At 70.7% G+C, this 16,926-nt stretch carries 18 protein-coding genes; 12 read left to right on the top strand and 6 right to left on the bottom strand.

Translation table 11 applies throughout. The annotated features are described in order from the left end of the window. Positions 1-61 precede the first annotated feature (61 nt). The 10 genes from ACFRCG_RS09090 (at position 62) to ACFRCG_RS09045 (ending at position 9,649) form a co-directional block, all read left to right on the top strand. The gene (locus ACFRCG_RS09090; protein WP_380030264.1) at positions 62-1,852 is read left to right on the top strand and encodes a DUF5941 domain-containing protein; all 1,791 of its coding nucleotides are present in this window, start codon (positions 62-64) and stop codon (positions 1,850-1,852) included. Continuing rightward, positions 1,849-2,616, top strand: coding sequence for an NTP transferase domain-containing protein (locus ACFRCG_RS09085; RefSeq protein WP_380008765.1), 768 nt, complete (start codon positions 1,849-1,851; stop codon positions 2,614-2,616). The genes ACFRCG_RS09090 and ACFRCG_RS09085 overlap by 4 nt, the downstream gene beginning before the upstream one ends. Continuing rightward, positions 2,604-3,674: an iron-containing alcohol dehydrogenase family protein gene (locus ACFRCG_RS09080; protein ID WP_380030139.1), complete on the top strand. Its 1,071-nt coding sequence runs from the start codon at positions 2,604-2,606 to the stop codon at positions 3,672-3,674. Before ACFRCG_RS09085 ends, ACFRCG_RS09080 begins: the two co-directional genes overlap by 13 nt. Further along, positions 3,652-4,434 carry a CDP-alcohol phosphatidyltransferase family protein gene (locus tag ACFRCG_RS09075; RefSeq protein WP_380030138.1) on the top strand — a complete coding sequence of 261 codons (783 nt, stop codon included), beginning with the start codon at positions 3,652-3,654 and terminating at the stop codon, positions 4,432-4,434. Before ACFRCG_RS09080 ends, ACFRCG_RS09075 begins: the two co-directional genes overlap by 23 nt. A gap of 53 nt (positions 4,435-4,487) precedes the next feature. Next, on the top strand, positions 4,488-5,351 hold the full coding sequence (locus ACFRCG_RS09070) for a glycosyltransferase family 2 protein (protein ID WP_380009208.1): 864 nt from the start codon (positions 4,488-4,490) through the stop codon (positions 5,349-5,351). 58 nt (positions 5,352-5,409) lie between these two features. After that, positions 5,410-6,330, top strand: a complete 921-nt coding sequence (locus ACFRCG_RS09065) for an ABC transporter permease (RefSeq protein WP_380008773.1) — start codon at positions 5,410-5,412, stop codon at positions 6,328-6,330. A gap of 13 nt (positions 6,331-6,343) precedes the next feature. Beyond that, positions 6,344-7,183, top strand: coding sequence for an ABC transporter ATP-binding protein (locus tag ACFRCG_RS09060; RefSeq protein ID WP_380030263.1), 840 nt, complete (start codon positions 6,344-6,346; stop codon positions 7,181-7,183). 117 nt (positions 7,184-7,300) lie between these two features. Continuing rightward, the gene (locus ACFRCG_RS09055) at positions 7,301-7,936 is read left to right on the top strand and encodes a phosphatase PAP2 family protein (RefSeq protein WP_380030137.1); all 636 of its coding nucleotides are present in this window, start codon (positions 7,301-7,303) and stop codon (positions 7,934-7,936) included. Positions 7,937-7,964: 28 nt separating this feature from the next. After that, positions 7,965-8,672: a GntR family transcriptional regulator gene (locus tag ACFRCG_RS09050; protein ID WP_380030136.1), complete on the top strand. Its 708-nt coding sequence runs from the start codon at positions 7,965-7,967 to the stop codon at positions 8,670-8,672. Positions 8,673-8,761: 89 nt separating this feature from the next. After that, on the top strand, positions 8,762-9,649 hold the full coding sequence (locus ACFRCG_RS09045) for a hypothetical protein (protein ID WP_380030135.1): 888 nt from the start codon (positions 8,762-8,764) through the stop codon (positions 9,647-9,649). A gap of 186 nt (positions 9,650-9,835) precedes the next feature. On the opposite strand, the gene ACFRCG_RS09040 is transcribed toward ACFRCG_RS09045, so the two are convergent. Continuing rightward, positions 9,836-9,997 carry a hypothetical protein gene (locus tag ACFRCG_RS09040; protein WP_380030134.1) on the bottom strand — a complete coding sequence of 54 codons (162 nt, stop codon included), beginning with the start codon at positions 9,995-9,997 and terminating at the stop codon, positions 9,836-9,838. 28 nt (positions 9,998-10,025) lie between these two features. After that, the gene (locus ACFRCG_RS09035) at positions 10,026-10,430 is read right to left on the bottom strand and encodes a metal-sensitive transcriptional regulator (protein WP_380030133.1); all 405 of its coding nucleotides are present in this window, start codon (positions 10,428-10,430) and stop codon (positions 10,026-10,028) included. Between the two features lie 386 nt (positions 10,431-10,816). On the opposite strand from ACFRCG_RS09035, the gene ACFRCG_RS09030 reads away from it, so the two are divergent. Both ACFRCG_RS09030 and ACFRCG_RS09025 read left to right on the top strand, forming a co-directional pair. Further along, complete coding sequence (locus ACFRCG_RS09030) at positions 10,817-11,437, top strand: DUF47 domain-containing protein (protein ID WP_380030132.1); 621 nt, start codon at positions 10,817-10,819, stop codon at positions 11,435-11,437. A 4-nt stretch (positions 11,438-11,441) separates the two neighbouring features. Continuing rightward, positions 11,442-12,437, top strand: a complete 996-nt coding sequence (locus tag ACFRCG_RS09025; protein WP_380030131.1) for an anion permease — start codon at positions 11,442-11,444, stop codon at positions 12,435-12,437. 184 nt (positions 12,438-12,621) lie between these two features. Here the strand turns inward: ACFRCG_RS09025 and pstB are convergent, their stop codons facing one another. The 4 genes from pstB to pstS all read right to left on the bottom strand — a co-directional run bounded on the left by pstB (position 12,622) and on the right by pstS (position 16,745). Next, the gene (gene pstB, locus ACFRCG_RS09020) at positions 12,622-13,398 is read right to left on the bottom strand and encodes a phosphate ABC transporter ATP-binding protein PstB (protein ID WP_380030262.1); all 777 of its coding nucleotides are present in this window, start codon (positions 13,396-13,398) and stop codon (positions 12,622-12,624) included. Between the two features lie 65 nt (positions 13,399-13,463). Continuing rightward, on the bottom strand, positions 13,464-14,573 hold the full coding sequence (gene pstA / locus ACFRCG_RS09015; protein WP_380030130.1) for a phosphate ABC transporter permease PstA: 1,110 nt from the start codon (positions 14,571-14,573) through the stop codon (positions 13,464-13,466). Next, a complete protein-coding gene (gene pstC / locus ACFRCG_RS09010; protein ID WP_380030129.1) occupies positions 14,570-15,565 on the bottom strand; it encodes a phosphate ABC transporter permease subunit PstC in 996 nt (331 codons plus the stop codon). Before pstC ends, pstA begins: the two co-directional genes overlap by 4 nt. A 37-nt stretch (positions 15,566-15,602) precedes the next feature. Then, complete coding sequence (pstS, locus tag ACFRCG_RS09005; RefSeq protein WP_380030128.1) at positions 15,603-16,745, bottom strand: phosphate ABC transporter substrate-binding protein PstS; 1,143 nt, start codon at positions 16,743-16,745, stop codon at positions 15,603-15,605. Positions 16,746-16,926 lie beyond the last annotated feature (181 nt).

Below are 16,926 nucleotides of genomic sequence, written 5' to 3'. Positions count from 1 at the left end.
CAGTGCCGATCCGGCCCCGCTGCTCGCCGAGTTGTCGGCGCTCGATCGTGGTGTGCCGGAGATCGAGGTGGTGGCCCCGGGCGCGCTGCGGGCCGCGTTGGCCGCGGGAGAGGACCGGATCACCCTCGTCGACGCGCGCTTCGTCGGACACCGGCACGCGCTGCGCCTGGTGATCGCCGACACCCGCTTCCCGGCCGCACACGTACCCGGCGTGCTCGCCGTCGAGGGTGAGGCCAGGGCCGAGGCGGCCCGGATCGCGGCCGGCCTCGACCGGCCCGCCGCCGACGAATGCGTGCCCGACCTGATCGCCGAGCGGCTGGCCGCGGCGGGCGTCTCGGTGCGCGAGGTCCCGCTGGGCGAACTGGTCGCCGAGGTGCCGCGCGACGAGGACGCGCGCGCCCGGGCGGTGGCCGCGGTGGCAGCGGTGGACGACGAGCGCGTCCGGCTCGCCTCGGCGGTCAAGGCGCGGGACGGTTTCTTCACCACCTTCGCGGTCAGCACCTGGTCGCGCTACCTGGCCCGCTGGTGCGCCCGCCGGGGCCTGACGCCCAATCAGGTCACCGTCGCCTCGCTGTTCGTCGCGCTCGCCGCGGCGGCGGGCGCGGCCACCGGCACCCGCGCCGGCTACATCGGCGCGGCCCTGGGCCTGTACTTCTCCTTCGTGCTCGACTGCACCGACGGCCAACTCGCCCGCTACGCGGTGAGCTATTCGCGGATCGGCTCCTGGCTGGACGCCACCTTCGACCGGGCCAAGGAGTACGCCGTCTACGCGGGCCTGGCGCTCGGCGCCGCCCGGCACGACGACGACGTGTGGACCCTCGCGCTGGTCGCGATGGTGGTGATGACCACCCGGCACATCGTCGACTTCGCGTTCAACGAGACCCGGCGCGGCATCGGTGGTGGAGACCAGGACGACGCGGCGGGCGCCGACGGCGGCGCGGGCGCCAAGCTGTCCGGCAAGCTGAACACGGTCGGCTGGACCGTGTGGGCCCGGCGGATGATCATCCTGCCGATCGGCGAGCGCTGGGCCCTGATCGCCGTGCTCACCGCGACCACCACGCCGCGGATCACCTTCGTCGTACTGATCACCGGCTGCGTGCTCGCCGCCTGCTACACCTCGCTCGGCCGCGTCCTGCGCTCGCTGCCGCGCCGCACGCCGGCCGCCCCGCAGGTCGGCGAGCACCTGGCCGCGCTCGCCGACAGCGGCCCGCTCGCCGAACTCGTCGCCCGGCTGCGGCTGCGCGTGCCCGCCCCCGCGGCCGCGCTGCTGGGCACCGCCGCCCTGCTCGCCGTGCTGCTCGCGGGCGGCGCGGGCCAGTGGTGGGGCCTGGCCGGCGCGGGCGCCTACGCGCTGTGCGCCGGGGTCGCGATCGGCCGCCCGCTGGTGCGCCGGCTCGACTGGGTGGTGCCGCCGATCTTCCGGGCCGCCGAATACGCCGCGATCACCGTCCTGGCCGCGCAGGTGGTGCCCACCGCGGTGGCCGCGGCGTTCGGTTTGGTCGCGGCCACCGCCTACCATCACTACGACACGGTGTATCGCCTGCGCGGCGGCTACGGGGCCCCGCCCCGGGCGCTGGTGTGGGCGGTGCTCGGTCACGAGGGACGTGTGCTCCTGGTGACCGTGCTGGCCGCGGCGGGCTCGGACACCCTGCGCACCGGTCTGATCGTCACGGCCGGCGTGTTGGCGGCGATCGTGCTCGCCGAGAGTGTCGCCTTCTGGGTGCGCGGCGCGCGCCCGGACATCGACGACGCCACCCCGGTGGGCCCCGCCCCCTCGGCCTCCACCCCCTCGTACCGCCCCCTGGAGGCCGTCGTCGCGGCGGCCCCCGATCGAACTGGAGACCTTTCATGATCGGCCTCGTTCTCGCCGCCGGCGCCGGCCGCCGGCTGCGCCCGCACACCGATACGCTGCCCAAGGCCCTGGTGCCGGTGGGCGCGCCCGGTGCGCCGGACAGCGAGCGGTCGATCCTGGAGGTCACGCTCTCCCACTACGCCGCGGTCGGCCTGACCGAGGCCGCGATCGTGATCGGCTACTGCGGCGACGCGATCCGCGAGCGGCAGGACCTGCTGGAGCGCCGGTACGGCCTCAAGCTGCACCTGGTCGACAACGACAAGGCCGAGGAGTGGAACAACGCCTACTCCCTGTGGTGCGCCCGCGACCACCTCGCCGACGGCGTGCTGCTCGCCAACGGCGACACGCTGCACCCGCTTTCGGTACAGGAGACCATGCTGGCCGCGCGGGGCGGCGACAAGGGCATCATCCTGGCCCTGGACACCGCCAAGCCGCTCGCCGACGAGGAAATGAAGGTCACCCTCGGCGACGACGGCCGGATGCGCCGGATCACCAAGCTGATGGACCCGGCCGAGGCGGCCGGCGAGTACATCGGCGTCACGCTGATCGAGGGCCACGCCGCGCCCGCGCTGGTCGACGCCCTCCGGGCCACCTTCGAACGCGACCCGCAGCTGTACTACGAGGACGGCTACCAGGAGCTGGTGAACCGCGGCGGCCGGGTCGACGTGCAGCCGATCGGCGCGCCCGACATCCGGGTGCCGTGGACCGAGATCGACACCACCGAGGACCTGACGGTCGCCCGGGAGATCGCGTGCCGGTACTGACCCGACTGGTCCCCACACCGCTCACCGTCGACATCCGCGCCGGCGCGGTCGCCGACCTGGCCGGCATCCTGGCCGACCGTCGGGTCTCCACCTCGGGCCGGATCGCGGTCGTGGTCAGCGAGGGCTCCGGCGCCGGGCTGCGCGAGCGGTTCGCCCCGCAACTGCCGGGCGCCGAGTGGTATTCGGTGGGCGGCGGCACGCTGACCGCGGCGGTCGACCTGGCCGACCGCATGCGCGGCGGGGCCTACGACGCGGTGGTCGGCCTCGGCGGCGGCCGGGTCCTGGACGCCACCAAATACGCCGCCGCGCGCGTGGGCCTGCCCATGGTCGCGGTCGCCACCAACCTCGCCCACGACGGCATCGCCTCGCCGGTGAGCATCCTCGACAACGACGCGGGCCGCGGCTCCTACGGCGTGCCCACGCCGATCGCGCTGGTGGTCGACCTGGACCTGGTCCGGGCCGCGCCGCAGCGCTTCGTGCGCTCCGGCATCGGCGAGTCGTTGTCGAACCTGTGCGCGGTGGCCGACTGGGAGTTGTCCCACCGGGTGACCGGCGAGCCGCTGGACGGCCTCGCGGTCGCGCTGGCCCGCACCTCCGGCGACTCGATGCTGCACCGCCCGGGCGGCATCGAGGACGACGACTTCCTCGTCGCGCTGACCGAGGGCCTGGTGCTCTCCGGCATAGCGATGTCGGTGGCCGGCACCACCCGCCCGTGCAGCGGGGCCTGCCACGAGATCTCGCACGCCATCGACCTGCTCTACGGCGAGCGCGACGGCCACGACGGGCTGCACGGCGAACAGGTCGGCCTGGGCGCCGCGTTCGCCACCCACCTGCGCGGCGACGAGGCGCTGACCAGGCTCTTGACGAGCACCCTCGAGCGGCACAAGCTGCCGGTCGTGCCGGAGCATCTCGGCCTGACCATCGACGAGTTCACGGCGGTGGTGAGTCACGCGCCGCAGACCCGCCCGGGACGTTTCACCATCCTCGAACATCTCGACCTCGACCACGACGCCATCCGGGATTCGGTGACCGAATATGTCCACACCTACGGCGGCTGAGCTTCGCTCGGTCGTACACCCCGAGGGTCTGCTCGACCGGCGCAGTGGCGAACACTGGGCCGGGCGCATCTACATGCGCCGGATCTCCCTCCAGGTGACCCGACGCATCGTCGGGACCCGGGTGACGCCCAACGGGCTCACCTACATGATGATCCTCGCGGGCATCGCCGCCGGCGCCGCGCTGATCCTGCCCGGGATCGCCGGACCGCTCGCCGCGCTGATCCTGGTCCAGCTCTACCTGCTGCTCGACTGCGTCGACGGCGAGGTGGCCCGCTGGCGCCGGCAGACCTCCGTCACCGGGGTCTACCTCGACCGGGTCGGCCACTACCTCTCCGAGGCCGCACTGCTCTCCGGCGCCGGCCTGCACGCGGCGGGCGTCCTGGACGGCGGCGGCTTCAACGGCTACGCCACGCTCGGCGTGGTCGCGGCGCTGGGCGCGATCCTGATCAAGTCCGAGACCGACCTGGTCGACGGCGCCCGCGCGAAGAGCGGCCTGCCGCCCGTACAGGACGCCGCCGCCGTGCCGCGCTCCTCGAGCGCGGCGAGCGCGCGCAAGATGGTCGCCTCGCTCAAGTTCCACCGCCTGGTCGGCGCCGTCGAGGCGTCGATCTTCCTGCTCCTGGCCGGCGCGCTCGACCTGGTGGCCGACGACGGCGGCCTGCTCTACAGCCGGATCGCGGTCACCGCGCTGGCCGCCATCGCCCTCCTGCAGACCGTGCTGCACCTGGTCAGCGTGCTCATGTCGAGCAGGCTCCGGTGACCGCCGAGGCTGCCGAGGGGCAGCGGGCCGACGGCGGCGCCGACACCGAGCACATGGTGCTCGGCGCGGTGGTGCTGACCATGGGCGACCGCCCGCGGGAGCTGGAGCGCCTGCTGCGCTCGGTCGCCGACCAGGACGGCGAGCCGATGGCGGTGGTCGTGGTCGCCAACGGCGGGCCGCTGCCGGAGCTGCCCGAGGGTGCGGTGGGCATCGCCCTGCCGAAGAACGTGGGCATCCCCGCCGGCCGCAACGTCGGCACCGACGGCCTGCCCGCCGACACCGACGTGGTGCTCTTCCTCGACGACGACGGCCGGCTCGGCGGTACCGACGCCGGCCGCCTGCTGCGCGAGGCGTTCGCGGCCAACCCGCGCCTGGGCATCGTCTCCTTCCGGATCGTGGACCCGGAGAGCGGCGAGACCCAGCGCCGGCACGTGCCCCGGATCCGGGTCGGCGACCCGCTGCGCTCGGGCCCGGTGACCACCTTCCTGGGCGGCGCCAGCGCGGTGCGCGCGGCGGTGCTGCGCGAGGTCGGCGGGCTGCCCGACGACTTCTTCTACGCGCACGAGGAGACCGACCTGGCCTGGCGCGCGCTCGACGCGGGCTGGGAGATCGAGTACCGCGCCGACATCGTGCTGGAGCACCCCAAGACCAGCCCGGCCCGGCACGCGGCCTTCTTTCGGATGAACGCTCGCAACCGCGTCTACCTGGCCCGACGCAACCTGCCCTGGCCGATCGTGCCCGCCTACCTGGGCACCTGGGTGGTACTCACCGCCGCCCGTCGGCCGTCCCGGGAGAACGCCCAGGCGTGGCTCGCGGGCTTTCGCGAGGGCTGGAAGACCCCCAGCGGCCCGCGCCGACCGATGTCCTGGCGGACGGTCTGGCGCATGACCAGACTCGGCCGCCCGCCCGTGATCTGACAGGCTGGAAACCCCCGTACGTTTTCGATCTCGACCCGACGCATATGAAAGTGTCAACGTGGCCAACAGCGTGCAGGCCGACACCCTGAGCCCACAGGGGACGTCGGCACCCCCCGGTTCCACCGAACCACTGGCGGACCTCGCCGCCCGCTACAAGCTGACGGTCAGTGGAGCGCGCCCCGGGCTGCTCTCGTACACCAAGCAGCTCTGGGCCCGGCGCCACTTCATCGTGGCCTTCGCCAACGCCAAGACCCGGGCCACCTACAGCACCGCCAAGCTGGGCCAGGTCTGGCAGGTGCTCACGCCGCTGATGAACGCGGCCGTGTACTACCTGATCTTCGGCTACCTCGTGAAGACCAAGGGCGGCATCGACAACTATGTCGCCTTCCTGGTCACCGGCGTCTTCGTGTTCACCTTCACGCAGAGCGCGGTGCTCGCGGGCAGCCGGGCGATCAGCGACCAACTGAACCTGATCCGGGCGCTGCACTTCCCCCGGGCGTGCCTGCCGATCTCGTTCACCATCGTCCAGCTCCAGCAGTTGCTCTTCTCGATGGTCGTGCTGTGCGCGATCGTGCTCGGCACCGGTGAACCGCTCAGCCTCAAGTGGCTGCTGATCGTGCCCGCGCTGGTCCTGCAGTTCGTCTTCAACGTCGGCCTGAGCCTGGTCCTGGCCCGCATCGGCGCCGTGATGGTCGACATCAAGCAGCTGTTGCCGTTCATCCTGCGCACCTGGCTGTACATCAGCGGCGTCTTCTACAGCCTGGACAACTACACCAAGACGGCGCCGACCTGGGTGGCCCGCGTCCTGGAGGCGAACCCCGGGGCGGTGTACATCGAGCTGGTGCGCGACGCGCTCATCGACAGCCACTCCACGGTGCCCGCGCACACGTGGGCCTACGCGGTCGGCTGGGCGCTGCTGATGGGTCTCGGCGGTTACATGTACTTCTGGAAGGCGGAAGAGAGGTACGGCCGTGGCTGAGCCACCCGCGATCATGAGTCTGGCCGAAGCCGGCGCGAAGTCCGAGGTCGAGGTGCCCGAACAAGGCGTTCCGCAAAAACCGCAGCAGGTCGGCGAGGAACTGCCGCCGACCGTCGTCGTCGACGACGTGCACCTGGTCTACCGGGTCCACGGCGCCTCCTCCGGCAAGGGCAGCGCCACCTCCGCGCTGTCCCGACTGGCACTGCGCAAGAAGGCCACCGGCGTCACCGAGGTGCACGCCGTGCGCGGCGTCAGCTTCGTCGCCTACAAGGGCCAGGCGATCGGCCTGATCGGCCGCAACGGCTCGGGCAAGAGCACGCTGCTGCGCTGCATCGCCGGCCTGTTGCCGCCGACCACCGGCAAGATCTACAGCGACGGCCAGCCGTCCCTGCTCGGGGTCAACGCCGCGATGATGAACGACCTCACCGGAGAGCGGAACATCATCCTGGGCTGCCTGGCGATGGGCATGACCCAGCGCGAGGCCGAGGCCAACTACGAGCAGATCGCCACCTTCTCCGGCCTGAACAACTACAACGGCAAGGACTTCACCAAGCTGCCGATGCGGACCTACTCGTCCGGCATGGCGGCGCGGCTGCGGTTCTCCATCGCGGCGGCGCGCTCGCACGACGTGCTGATGATCGACGAGGCGCTGGCCACCGGCGACCGGGAGTTCCAGCTCAAGAGCGAGGCCCGGATCCGCGAACTGCGCAAGGAGGCCGGCACGGTCTTCCTGGTCAGCCACAGCATGAAGTCGATCCGCGACACCTGCGACCGGGCGATCTGGCTCGACCAGGGCGTGATCAAGATGGACGGGCCGATGGAGGAAGTCGTCAACGCCTACGAGGGCAAGTAGCGGCGCGGCGGAAGAACCACCCGCCCCACAGGCACGTCCTGCACCACAAGCAGCAAAAGCACCATCGGTTCCACCAGCACCAACAGCACCAACAGCACCACGCAAAGGGGTTCACCGGTGTCCTTGCAGGTCCTGGCGGAGAGTACCGACGACAACCTCGACATCGAGGTCCTGCGGGACGTCAACGGACTCACCGAACACACCTCCTGGGCGCACGGCGGCATGGAGTTCATGGGCGAGTACGGCATGTTCGCCGTACTCGCCGTGCTCGGCCTGCTCACGTGGTGGCGGGTACGCTCCCGGCCGGACCACGTGGCGGCCGTGGCCGGCCTCGTGTGGGCCCCGCTCGCGGCCCTGGTGGCGGAGTTGGCGAACGCGCCGCTGCGCGACTGGGTGGACCGGCCGCGCCCCTTCCTGAGCCACGACGGGCTGCACGTGCTCGTGCAGGGCAAGACCGACCCGTCCTTCGCCTCCGACCACGCGCTGACCACGATGGCGCTCGCGGTCGGGATCCTGCTGGTGGACCGCCGGATCGGCGTGCTCGCGGTGATCGCCGCGGTGTTCACCGGCTTCGCCAGGCTCTACGTGGGCGTGCACTACCCGACCGACGTGCTCGCCGGATTCGCGCTCGGCGCGCTGGTCGCGCTGGTCGGCTCGATGTTCGTCGGCCGTCTCCTGGAGCCGGTGGTGCGGATGGTCGAACGCGGACCGCTGCGGCCACTGGTCACGGCCGCGCCGCGTGCGGCGGGATGACGGCGGCGCGGCCGAGGGGGCGGACACGATGGGGAGCGACACCGAGGGCGGCCGGGACGCGGGCCGACTGGGCGAGCGGCTGAGCCTGCGCGAACAGGTCGCGCGGGCGATCCGGGCCGCGCTGGTGACCGGCCGGATGCAGCCGGGGGTGGTCTACTCGGCGCCCGCCCTGGCCGGCCGGTTCGGGGTGTCCGCCACGCCGGTGCGCGAGGCACTGCTCGACCTGGCCAAGGACGGCCTGGTCGAGCCGGTCCGCAACAAGGGCTTCCGGGTGCGCACGATGTCCGCCGCCGACCTGGCCGACGTGCACGACCTGCGCGAACTCCTGGAGATACCGACCGTCGCCCGGCTCGCCCGGGACGGCTGCGCGAAGGAGATGCCGCGTCTGCGCGCGCTGGTCGACGACCTCGCCGAGGCGCTGGAGCGGGCCGACGTGGCGGACCGCGTGGACGCCGAGGATCGCTTCCACGCGCACCTGCTCGGCCTGGCCGAAAACGCGCGCCTGGTCAAGGTGGTCGCCGAGCTGCGCGCCCAGGCCCGGCTGTACGGTCCCCGCCCGGAGGCGGACGCGCCCGAACACGGCTCGATCACCGCCGAGCTGCACCGGCTGCTCGACCTGATCGAGGCTCGCGACGCGGCGGGCGCCGCGGAACTGACCCGCCGCCGGCTGGCCCGATCGCGCCCGTCCGCCCTCGCGAACGCCCCCGCCGCCCCGGCCTCGCCCGAACGGCCGTAACCCGGCCTCGCCTCGCTCGTTGTCCCGTCGAGCCGCCGCCGCGTGGACGGCCGTCACGCGAGGATTCCGAGCATCCGGGAGAACCCCACATGTTGGTCCGCACCGCGCTCACGGGTGCCTGTTGCGCCCTGGTCCTGGCCGGGGTCGCCGGTTGTCAGGGCGATGACGTGCAACCGCAGGGAGCGCAGGTCAAGGGCAGTGGCGGGACCGCGAGCGGCGGCCCGTCGAACGCGGTCGCCGCCGTGCGCAAGGCGGCCGACGTCACCACCGGCGCGAAGAGTTCGCGCACCCGCACCACGATGACGATGGAGAGCGACAACCGGGTCGTGAAGCTCACCGGCCAGGGCATGTTCGACTATGTCCGGCACATCGGTTCGCTCACGGTGGACGCGCCCAAGGACTCCGGCATCGCCGGGCCGCTCCAGGAGATCCTGACCCCCGACGCGCTCTACATGAAGAACGGCTCGCCCGGCGTCCCCAAGGACAAGTGGGTGCGCCTCGCGATCGACGGGCTGGCCGACGGCAACCTGGTCAGCGGCGGCGGCACCGACCCCGGGACGTCCTTCGAGATACTGCGCGGGGTCAACGACGACGTGGTCCTGGTGGGCACCGAGAAGCTGGGCCCGGACACCGTGCGGCACTACAAGGGCACGCTGGACATCCGCAAGGCGCACGACCTGACCGCGCCGGAGGTGCGCGGCCCGTTGGCCGCCGCGCTGAAGACCTTCGACGGCGCGCCGATCCCGTTCGACGCCTACCTCGACGACGCCGGTCGACTGCGCAGGGTCGAGGAGTCGTTCGTGTTCGTGATGGGTCCGGACGAGGCCAAGACCGCGCCGACGACGAAGGTGCTCTCCGCCGCGGAGCTGTACGACTTCGGTGTCGTGGTCGACATCAAGCCGCCCGAGGCCAAGGACCTCTACGTGTCACCGGCTCCGCCCGCCGCCTCACCGAGCGCACCGGCGAAACGCGGTTAGACCTCGCCGGATCGGCCGGACCGGGCCCGTGGCCCGGTCCGCCGGACGGCCCCGGTCACCTTCGCGGCGTCGTTCCGGGCGGTTCCCAAATGACCCAGGCGTGTCATGGTCGCGCCGAGGAGTCGCCCCTACGCTGGATGGGCCGAAGGACCGTCCGAGGCGTGCCGCGAGGAGGTGGTGGGAGTGTCACGATTCTCCGACCGCCGCGTGCACGACCACGTCGTCCTCGACGAGATCGAGCTCTACGGAGACCTGATGATCGCGGCCTCGGCGAGCGAGGGCCCGCTCACCCAGGCGCAGATCGACGCCGTGCTCGGCCTGGCCGGCGGCCGGGGGTCGGGCACGCACGGCAGGGCCGGCCCCCGTCGCCGCGGCCTCAGGAGCGCACCAGGCGTGCGATCGCCTGGGACGCCTCCTTGACCTTCTCGTCCGCTTCCGGACCGCCCTTTTCCACCGCGTTCGCCACGCAGTGCCCGAGGTGTTCCTCCAGCAGGCTGAGCGCGAAGGACTGCAGTGCCTTGGTCGCCGCCGAGACCTGGGTGAGGATGTCGATGCAGTATTCGTCCTCGGAGACCATGCGCTGCAACCCGCGGATCTGCCCCTCGACCCGACGCAGCCGCTTCAGGTGCTCGTCCTTGCGCCCGCTGTAGCCGTGCCCGGACGCGCCGTGTCCCGAGCTTTCGTGCCCCGATGCGCCGGATGTCGCCTTCGTGTCCGGTGTCTGCGGATCCTGTTCCACCGTCGTCTCCCGTGTCCGTGCGGCCGTTTCCCACCTGTCCATGGCCCGATCGGGTGACCGTCCACGTCTCCGAATTTACCCCCGGGGGGTATATCCGGCAAGCGCTCCGATCGCCCCGCCCACGGCCGACCGACCCCGGAGGGTGTCGTGCCGGTCGATCCCCGGAATCGGTTCGTGTGATGTGGGCGACATGGATCGAGGGTAGGGCGCTCTGTCATTCGAATGGTGCGCGGACCCATACTCTGGCCGTGTGACGGGCGTCCTCGACGGCGGAACGGGCGGTTCCGCATGCCCGTTCGTCGCTGTGCGCGCGTGTCTCATTACCGCCGGGTGCGGTCGGGGTTCGCGTCGACTCCCCGGTTTGCGTGCATGACCGCAAGAGCGCCTAGCATCGACGCCGACCACCTTCATTATCCCGGAGACCTCAAGTGCGATTGCGTCTGACCCCCAGGGAGACGAGCTTCTACGACATGTTCGCCGCAGCGGCGAGCAACCTGGTCACCGCATCCAAGCTCCTGACGGAGTTGCTCGGCGCAGAGGTCTCCGCTCGTCCGGAGATCGCCGAACGGATGCGCGCGGCCGAGCATGCCGGTGACGACACCACGCATGCGATCATGCGCCAGCTCAACGCCTCCTTCATCACGCCGTTCGACCGCGAGGACATCTACGCGCTCGCCTCGCAACTCGACGACGTCATGGACTACATGGAAGAGGCGGTGGACATGGTCGTGCTCTACCAGCTCGACGAACTCCCGCCCCAGGTCGCGGACCAGATCGAGGTGCTCGTGCGGGCCTCGGAGCTGACCGCCGAGGCGATGCCCCGGCTGCGCACCATGAAGGACCTGACCGAGTACTGGATCGAGATCAACCGCCTCGAGAACCAGGCCGACCAGATCCACCGCAGGTTGCTGGCGCACCTGTTCAGCGGGGCGTACGACGCGCTGACCGTGCTCAAGCTCAAGGGCATCGTCGACGTGCTCGAAGAGGCCGCCGACGGGTTCGAGCACGTGGCGAACACGGTCGAGACGATCGCCGTCAAGGAGTCCTGACCCAGTGGAGCTCACTGGTCTGATCATCGTCATCGGCGTCGCACTCTTCTTCACCTACACCAACGGTTTCCACGACTCGGCCAACGCCATCGCCACCTCGGTGTCCACCCGGGCACTGACCCCGCGGGCGGCGCTGGCCATGGCCGCGGTGATGAACCTCGCCGGCGCCTTCCTCGGCGAAGGTGTCGCCAAGACCGTCAGCGAAGGGCTGATCTCCACCCCCGAGGGCCATCAAGGTCTGGTCATCCTGTTCGCGGCGCTGGTCGGCGCGATCTTCTGGAACCTGCTGACCTGGTACTTCGGGCTGCCCTCGTCCTCGTCGCACGCGTTGTTCGGTGGCCTCGTCGGCGCCGCGCTCGCGGGCTCCAGCACCGTCTACTGGGACGGCGTGCTGGAAAAGGTCGTCATCCCGATGTTCCTGTCGCCGGTGGTCGGTCTGGTGGCCGGCTATCTGGTGATGGTCGGGATCATCTGGCTGTTCCGCAGGGCCAATCCGCACAAGGCCAAGCGCGGATTCCGCCTCGCGCAGACCGTCTCGGCGGCCGGCATGGCGCTCGGGCACGGCATCCAGGACGCCCAGAAGACGATGGGCATCGTGGTGATGGCGCTGGTGATCAGCGGCCACCACGAGGGCGACGGCATTCCGGTGTGGGTCAAGCTCGCCTGCGCCATCACGCTCTCGGCCGGCACCTACGCGGGCGGGTGGCGCATCATGCGCACCCTCGGCCGCAAGATCATCGAGCTGGACCCCCCGCAGGGCTTCGCCGCCGAGACCACGGCCGCGTCGATCCTGTACACCACCGCCTACGTCTTCAAGGCGCCGATCTCCACCACGCACATCATCACCTCGGCGATCATGGGCGTGGGCGCGACCAAGCGGGTCAAGGCGGTGCGCTGGGGTGTCGCCAAGAACATCCTGATCGGCTGGTTCACCACGATGCCGGCCGCGGGTCTGGTCGCGGCGGGCACCTACGGGATCGCCCACCTGATCGTGGGCTGACCCGGGGGCCGCGCGCCGCGCGCGTGATGCGGCACGCACGCGGCATCCGGCCCGGACGGCGCGGATGCCACAAGTGGCACAGGTGTCGCATAACGGACGAGAGGGCCCGCACCGGATCCGGTGCGGGCCCTCTCGCGTGTCCATGTCGGCGGTCCGTCGACTCGTCGCTCGGTGCGTCGATCCGTCAGCCGAACCGGCCGGCGATGTAGTCGGCGGTGGATTCCTCGGTCGGGGCGGAGAAGATCGTCTCGGTGTCGCCGATCTCCACCAGCTTGCCGGGCTGACCCGGGCCCGCCAGGTTGAAGAACGCGGTCTTGTCCGACACGCGGGCCGCCTGCTGCATGTTGTGCGTCACGATCACGATCGTGTAGCGCTCCTTGAGCAGCGCGATCAGGTCCTCGATCGCCAGCGTGGAGATCGGGTCCAGGGCCGAGCACGGCTCGTCCATCAGCAGCACCTGCGGCTCGACCGCGATCGCGCGCGCGATGCACAGTCGCTGCTGCTGGCCACCGGACAGGCCCGCGCCGGGCTTGTTCAGCCGGTCCTTGACCTCGGTCCACAGGTTGGCGCCGCGCAGCGACCGCTCGACGATCGCGTCCAGGTCGCCCTTGCGCTTGATCCCGGCGAGCTTGAGCCCGGCCGCGACGTTGTCGTAGATCGACATGGTCGGGAAGGGGTTGGGCCGCTGGAACACCATGCCGACCGTGCGGCGCACCGCGACCGGGTCGATGTCGCTGCCGTACAGGTCCTGCCCGTCGAGCGCGACCGAGCCGTCCACGGAGGCGCCCGGGATCAACTCGTGCATGCGGTTCAGGGTGCGGATGAAGGTGGACTTGCCGCAGCCGGAGGGACCGATGAAGGCCGTGACCGAACGCGGCTCCATGGTCATCGAGATGTTCTCGACGGCCTTGTGCGAGCCGTAGTAGGCGTTGAGTCCGGAAACTTCGATGCGCTTGGTCATTCCTGCCTCTGGATCGGTGCGGATGTCGGTGCCGCGGTCGGCCGTACGGGTCCTCGTCGTGGCCTTCATCGGCCCGCCTTCGGTGCCTTCCAGCGGGCGATCAGCCGCGCCGCCAGGTTGAGGATCATCACGATGAGGATCAGCGTGAGTGCCGCGGCCCAGGCCCGTTCCTCGGCGAACTTGTTGCCGGCGTGGTTCTGGTCGAACACGTACAGCGGCAGCGCCGATTGCCACCCCGAGAAGGGGTCGGTGTTGATCGACTGGGTGAGCCCGACGAGCAGCAGCAGCGGGGCGGTCTCGCCGATCACGCGGGCGATGGACAGCATCACGCCGGTGACGATGCCGCCGAACGCGGTGGGCAGCACGACCTTGAGCACGGTGCGCCACTTCGGGATGCCGAGCGCCAGGCTGGCCTCGCGCAGCTCGTTCGGGACGAGCTTGAGCATCTCCTCGGCGGAGCGCACCACCGTGGGCAACATCAGGATCATCAGCGCCAGCGACCCGGCGAAGCCGGAGGCCTCGAAGCCGAGCATCAGGATCCAGAAGGCGTAGATGAACAGACCCGCGACGATCGACGGCAGGCCCGTCATCACGTCGACGAAGAAGGTCACCGTCTTGGCCAGCCGGCCGCGTCCGTACTCGACCAGGTAGATCGCGGTGAGCAGACCGATCGGGACCGCGATCAGGGTGGCCAGGCCGACCTGCTCCAGGGTGCCGATGATCGCGTGGTAGACGCCGCCGGTGTCGTCCCGGGCGCCCACGCCGCGCATCGAGTGGGACAGGAAGTACGGGGTGAGCTTGTCGACGCCGCGCTGGATCGTGTAGCCGAGCAGCGAGACCAGCGGCAGCACGGCGAGCACGAACGTGGTGGAGATCAGGCTGGTGGCGAACCGGTCCCGGGCCCGACGGGCGTCCTCGAAGCGCCACGAGACGGCGGAGAGCGCGACGATGAAGATCACGCCGGCGAGGAAGACCGCGAGCGCCCAGTTGTCCAGGGTCAGCTTGAACACGATCGTCAGCAGCACGCCGCCGCCGGCGATCGCCCACGGCACCTGACGCGGCAGGGTCCGCCGGGTCAGCGACGCCGCGCGCGGATCGGCCGGACCCCCGCGACCGCTCTCGGCCGCGTCCGTACCGATGCCCGGGCGCTTGTCGCCCGTGTCCAGGACGGTCATGAGTTCGCTCCAGAGAACGCCTTGCGCCGGTTGATGACGACGCGCGCGGCGCCGTTGACGAGCAGCGTCATGATGAACAGGACCAGACCGGAGGCGATCAGCGCGCCGCGGCCGATGTCGTTGGATTCGCCGAACTGGTTCGCGATGTTCGCCGCGATCGTGGTGTTGCCCGGGTCCAGGATGTGGATGGAGAGGTCGAAGCTGGGCGAGAGCACCATCGCGACCGCGATGGTCTCGCCGACCGCGCGGCCGAGGCCGAGCATCGACGCGCTGATGATGCCGGGCTTGCCGTAGGGCAGCACCGCGACGCGGATCATCTCCCAGCGGGTGGCGCCGAGCGCGAGCGCGGCCTCCTCGTGGGCCCGGGGCACCTGGAGGAAGACCTCACGGGTGACCGCCGCGATGATCGGCAGGATCATGATGGCCAGCACGATGCCGACGGTGAACAGCGTGCGGGCGGTGGCGCCCGGCTGCTCCTTGTCGAAAATCGGGATCCAGCCGAGGTAGTCGGCCAGCCAGGTGTGCAGGCCGAGCAGCTTGGGGGCCAGGAAGATGTAGCCCCACAGGCCGTAGACCACGCTGGGCACCGCGGCCAGCAGGTCGACGATGTAACCGAGCGTCTGGGCGATCCGCCGGGGTGCGTAGTGCGTGATGAACAGCGCCACCCCCACCGCGACCGGCACCGCGATGACCATCGCGATGGTGGCGCTGACAACCGTGCCGAACACCAGGGTGACGACGCCGAACGCGGGCTTGGCCACGTTCGGGTCCCAACCCTGGTCGGTCAGGAAGCTGCCCTGGTTCTTCGACAGTGCGTCCGTAGCCTTGACCACGAGGAAGATCGCGATCGCGGCCATGATGGCGAGCAGGCTGATGCCGGCGCCGCGGGCGGCACCGGAGAAGATCCGGTCGCCTGGTCGGACCTTGACGCGCTTGGCCGCGGGGGCCTTGCGCTCGGGGTCCGCCGGTGCGGTGGGAGTGGTGGTGGACATCTCTCTCCGTACGAGTCGGTCGCTCAGCGGGCTCGGACTAGGACAGACCGGCCACGGCGGCGCGGACCTTGTCCGCGACGGTCGTCGGGAGCGGCGCGTAGCCGATGCCCGCGAGGACCTTCTGGCCTTCGGCGCTGGAGGTGTAGGTGAGGAAGGACTTCATCAGCGGGAGCTTGTCCGCCGCGGTGCCCTTCTCGCAAACGATCTCGTAGGTCACCAGGATGATCGGGTAGGCGCCCTCGGCCTTGGTCGCGTAGTCGACCGACAGCTTCAGGTCGTTGCCCTCACCGGCGATCTTGGCCGCCTCGACGGCCTTGCCCGCCGCCTCGGGGGTGAGCTTGACCGGGGCCGACGCGCCCGTGTTGATCGCGGCCATGCCCAGGCCGGCGTTCTCCGCGTAGGACTGCTCCACGTAGGTGATCGCGCCCTGCGTCGACTTCACGATCTGCGCGACGCCCTCGCTGCCCTTGGCGCCCTGGCCGTTCGGGGCCTTCCAGTCCTGGGCCGAGTCGTAGGTCCAGTCGGCGCCGGCGGCGGCCTTGAGGTACTTGGTGAAGTTCTCGGTGGTGCCGGACGCCTCGGACCGGTGCACGGGCTGGATCGCGGTGCCGGGCAGCTGCGCGTTCGGGTTCAGCGCCTTGATCTCGGCGGCGTCCCACTTGGTGATCTTGCCGGAGAAGATGCCGGCGATCGTCTTCGCGTCCAGGACCAGGTCCTTGACGCCGGAGACGTTGTACGCGACCGCGATCGGGCCGGTCACCATCGGGAGGTTGATCGCCTGGCCCGGCGCGCACGCGGCGGCGGCCTTGGCGACCTCTTCCGGCTTGAGCGCCGAGTCGGAGCCCGCGAAGGTGACCTGCTTGTCGAAGAACGACTGGCGGCCGGTGCCCGAACCCGAGGACGCGTAGTCGATCGTGGCACCCGAACACTTGGCCTGGTACGCCTTGATCCACTCGTCCATCGCGTTCTTCTGCGCGCTGGAGCCGGCGGCGGCGAGCTTGCCGGTGCCGCAGTCACCCTTGGGGGCCTCCGCGCCGGGGGCGGACGCAGCCTTCGTGGACGACTTGTCGTCACCCGAGCTGTTGTCGTCGGAGCCACACGCGGCCAGCGTGAGCGCGCCGGCGAGTGCCAGGCCGGTGAAGCCGATACCGCGACGGACACTGCGGGGCCGAATGGTCACGGCGCTCCCTTTCGATCGAACTCTGCTCGTGGTCGCGACGACCCGAGCGGTCGCCGTCATGCATGAAGTTAGGCCGTGTGAATGAAGCGATCCGCCGCGGAAAGTGAACCGAGGGTGAACTCGAACGGTCGAGTCAGATAAGCCGACCGCTGGATGAATTGTCCGTTCATGTAGCCATTTA

The organism is Embleya sp. NPDC056575, assembly GCF_042793325.1.
Classification (GTDB): domain Bacteria; phylum Actinomycetota; class Actinomycetes; order Streptomycetales; family Streptomycetaceae; genus Embleya.
This window is presented reverse-complemented; position numbering and strand designations above follow the sequence as displayed.

Coding starts and splice junctions, on each gene's coding strand:
- pstB (WP_380030262.1), bottom strand. CDS start 13,398: ATGACCAAGCGCATCGAAGTTTCCGGACTCAACGCCTACTACGGCTCG.
- ACFRCG_RS09085 (WP_380008765.1), top strand. CDS start 1,849: ATGATCGGCCTCGTTCTCGCCGCCGGCGCCGGCCGCCGGCTGCGCCCG.
- ACFRCG_RS09075 (WP_380030138.1), top strand. CDS start 3,652: ATGTCCACACCTACGGCGGCTGAGCTTCGCTCGGTCGTACACCCCGAG.
- ACFRCG_RS09060 (WP_380030263.1), top strand. CDS start 6,344: ATGAGTCTGGCCGAAGCCGGCGCGAAGTCCGAGGTCGAGGTGCCCGAA.
- pstC (WP_380030129.1), bottom strand. CDS start 15,565: ATGTCCACCACCACTCCCACCGCACCGGCGGACCCCGAGCGCAAGGCC.
- ACFRCG_RS09045 (WP_380030135.1), top strand. CDS start 8,762: ATGTTGGTCCGCACCGCGCTCACGGGTGCCTGTTGCGCCCTGGTCCTG.
- ACFRCG_RS09070 (WP_380009208.1), top strand. CDS start 4,488: ATGGTGCTCGGCGCGGTGGTGCTGACCATGGGCGACCGCCCGCGGGAG.
- ACFRCG_RS09035 (WP_380030133.1), bottom strand. CDS start 10,430: ATGGACAGGTGGGAAACGGCCGCACGGACACGGGAGACGACGGTGGAA.
- ACFRCG_RS09050 (WP_380030136.1), top strand. CDS start 7,965: ATGGGGAGCGACACCGAGGGCGGCCGGGACGCGGGCCGACTGGGCGAG.
- pstA (WP_380030130.1), bottom strand. CDS start 14,573: ATGACCGTCCTGGACACGGGCGACAAGCGCCCGGGCATCGGTACGGAC.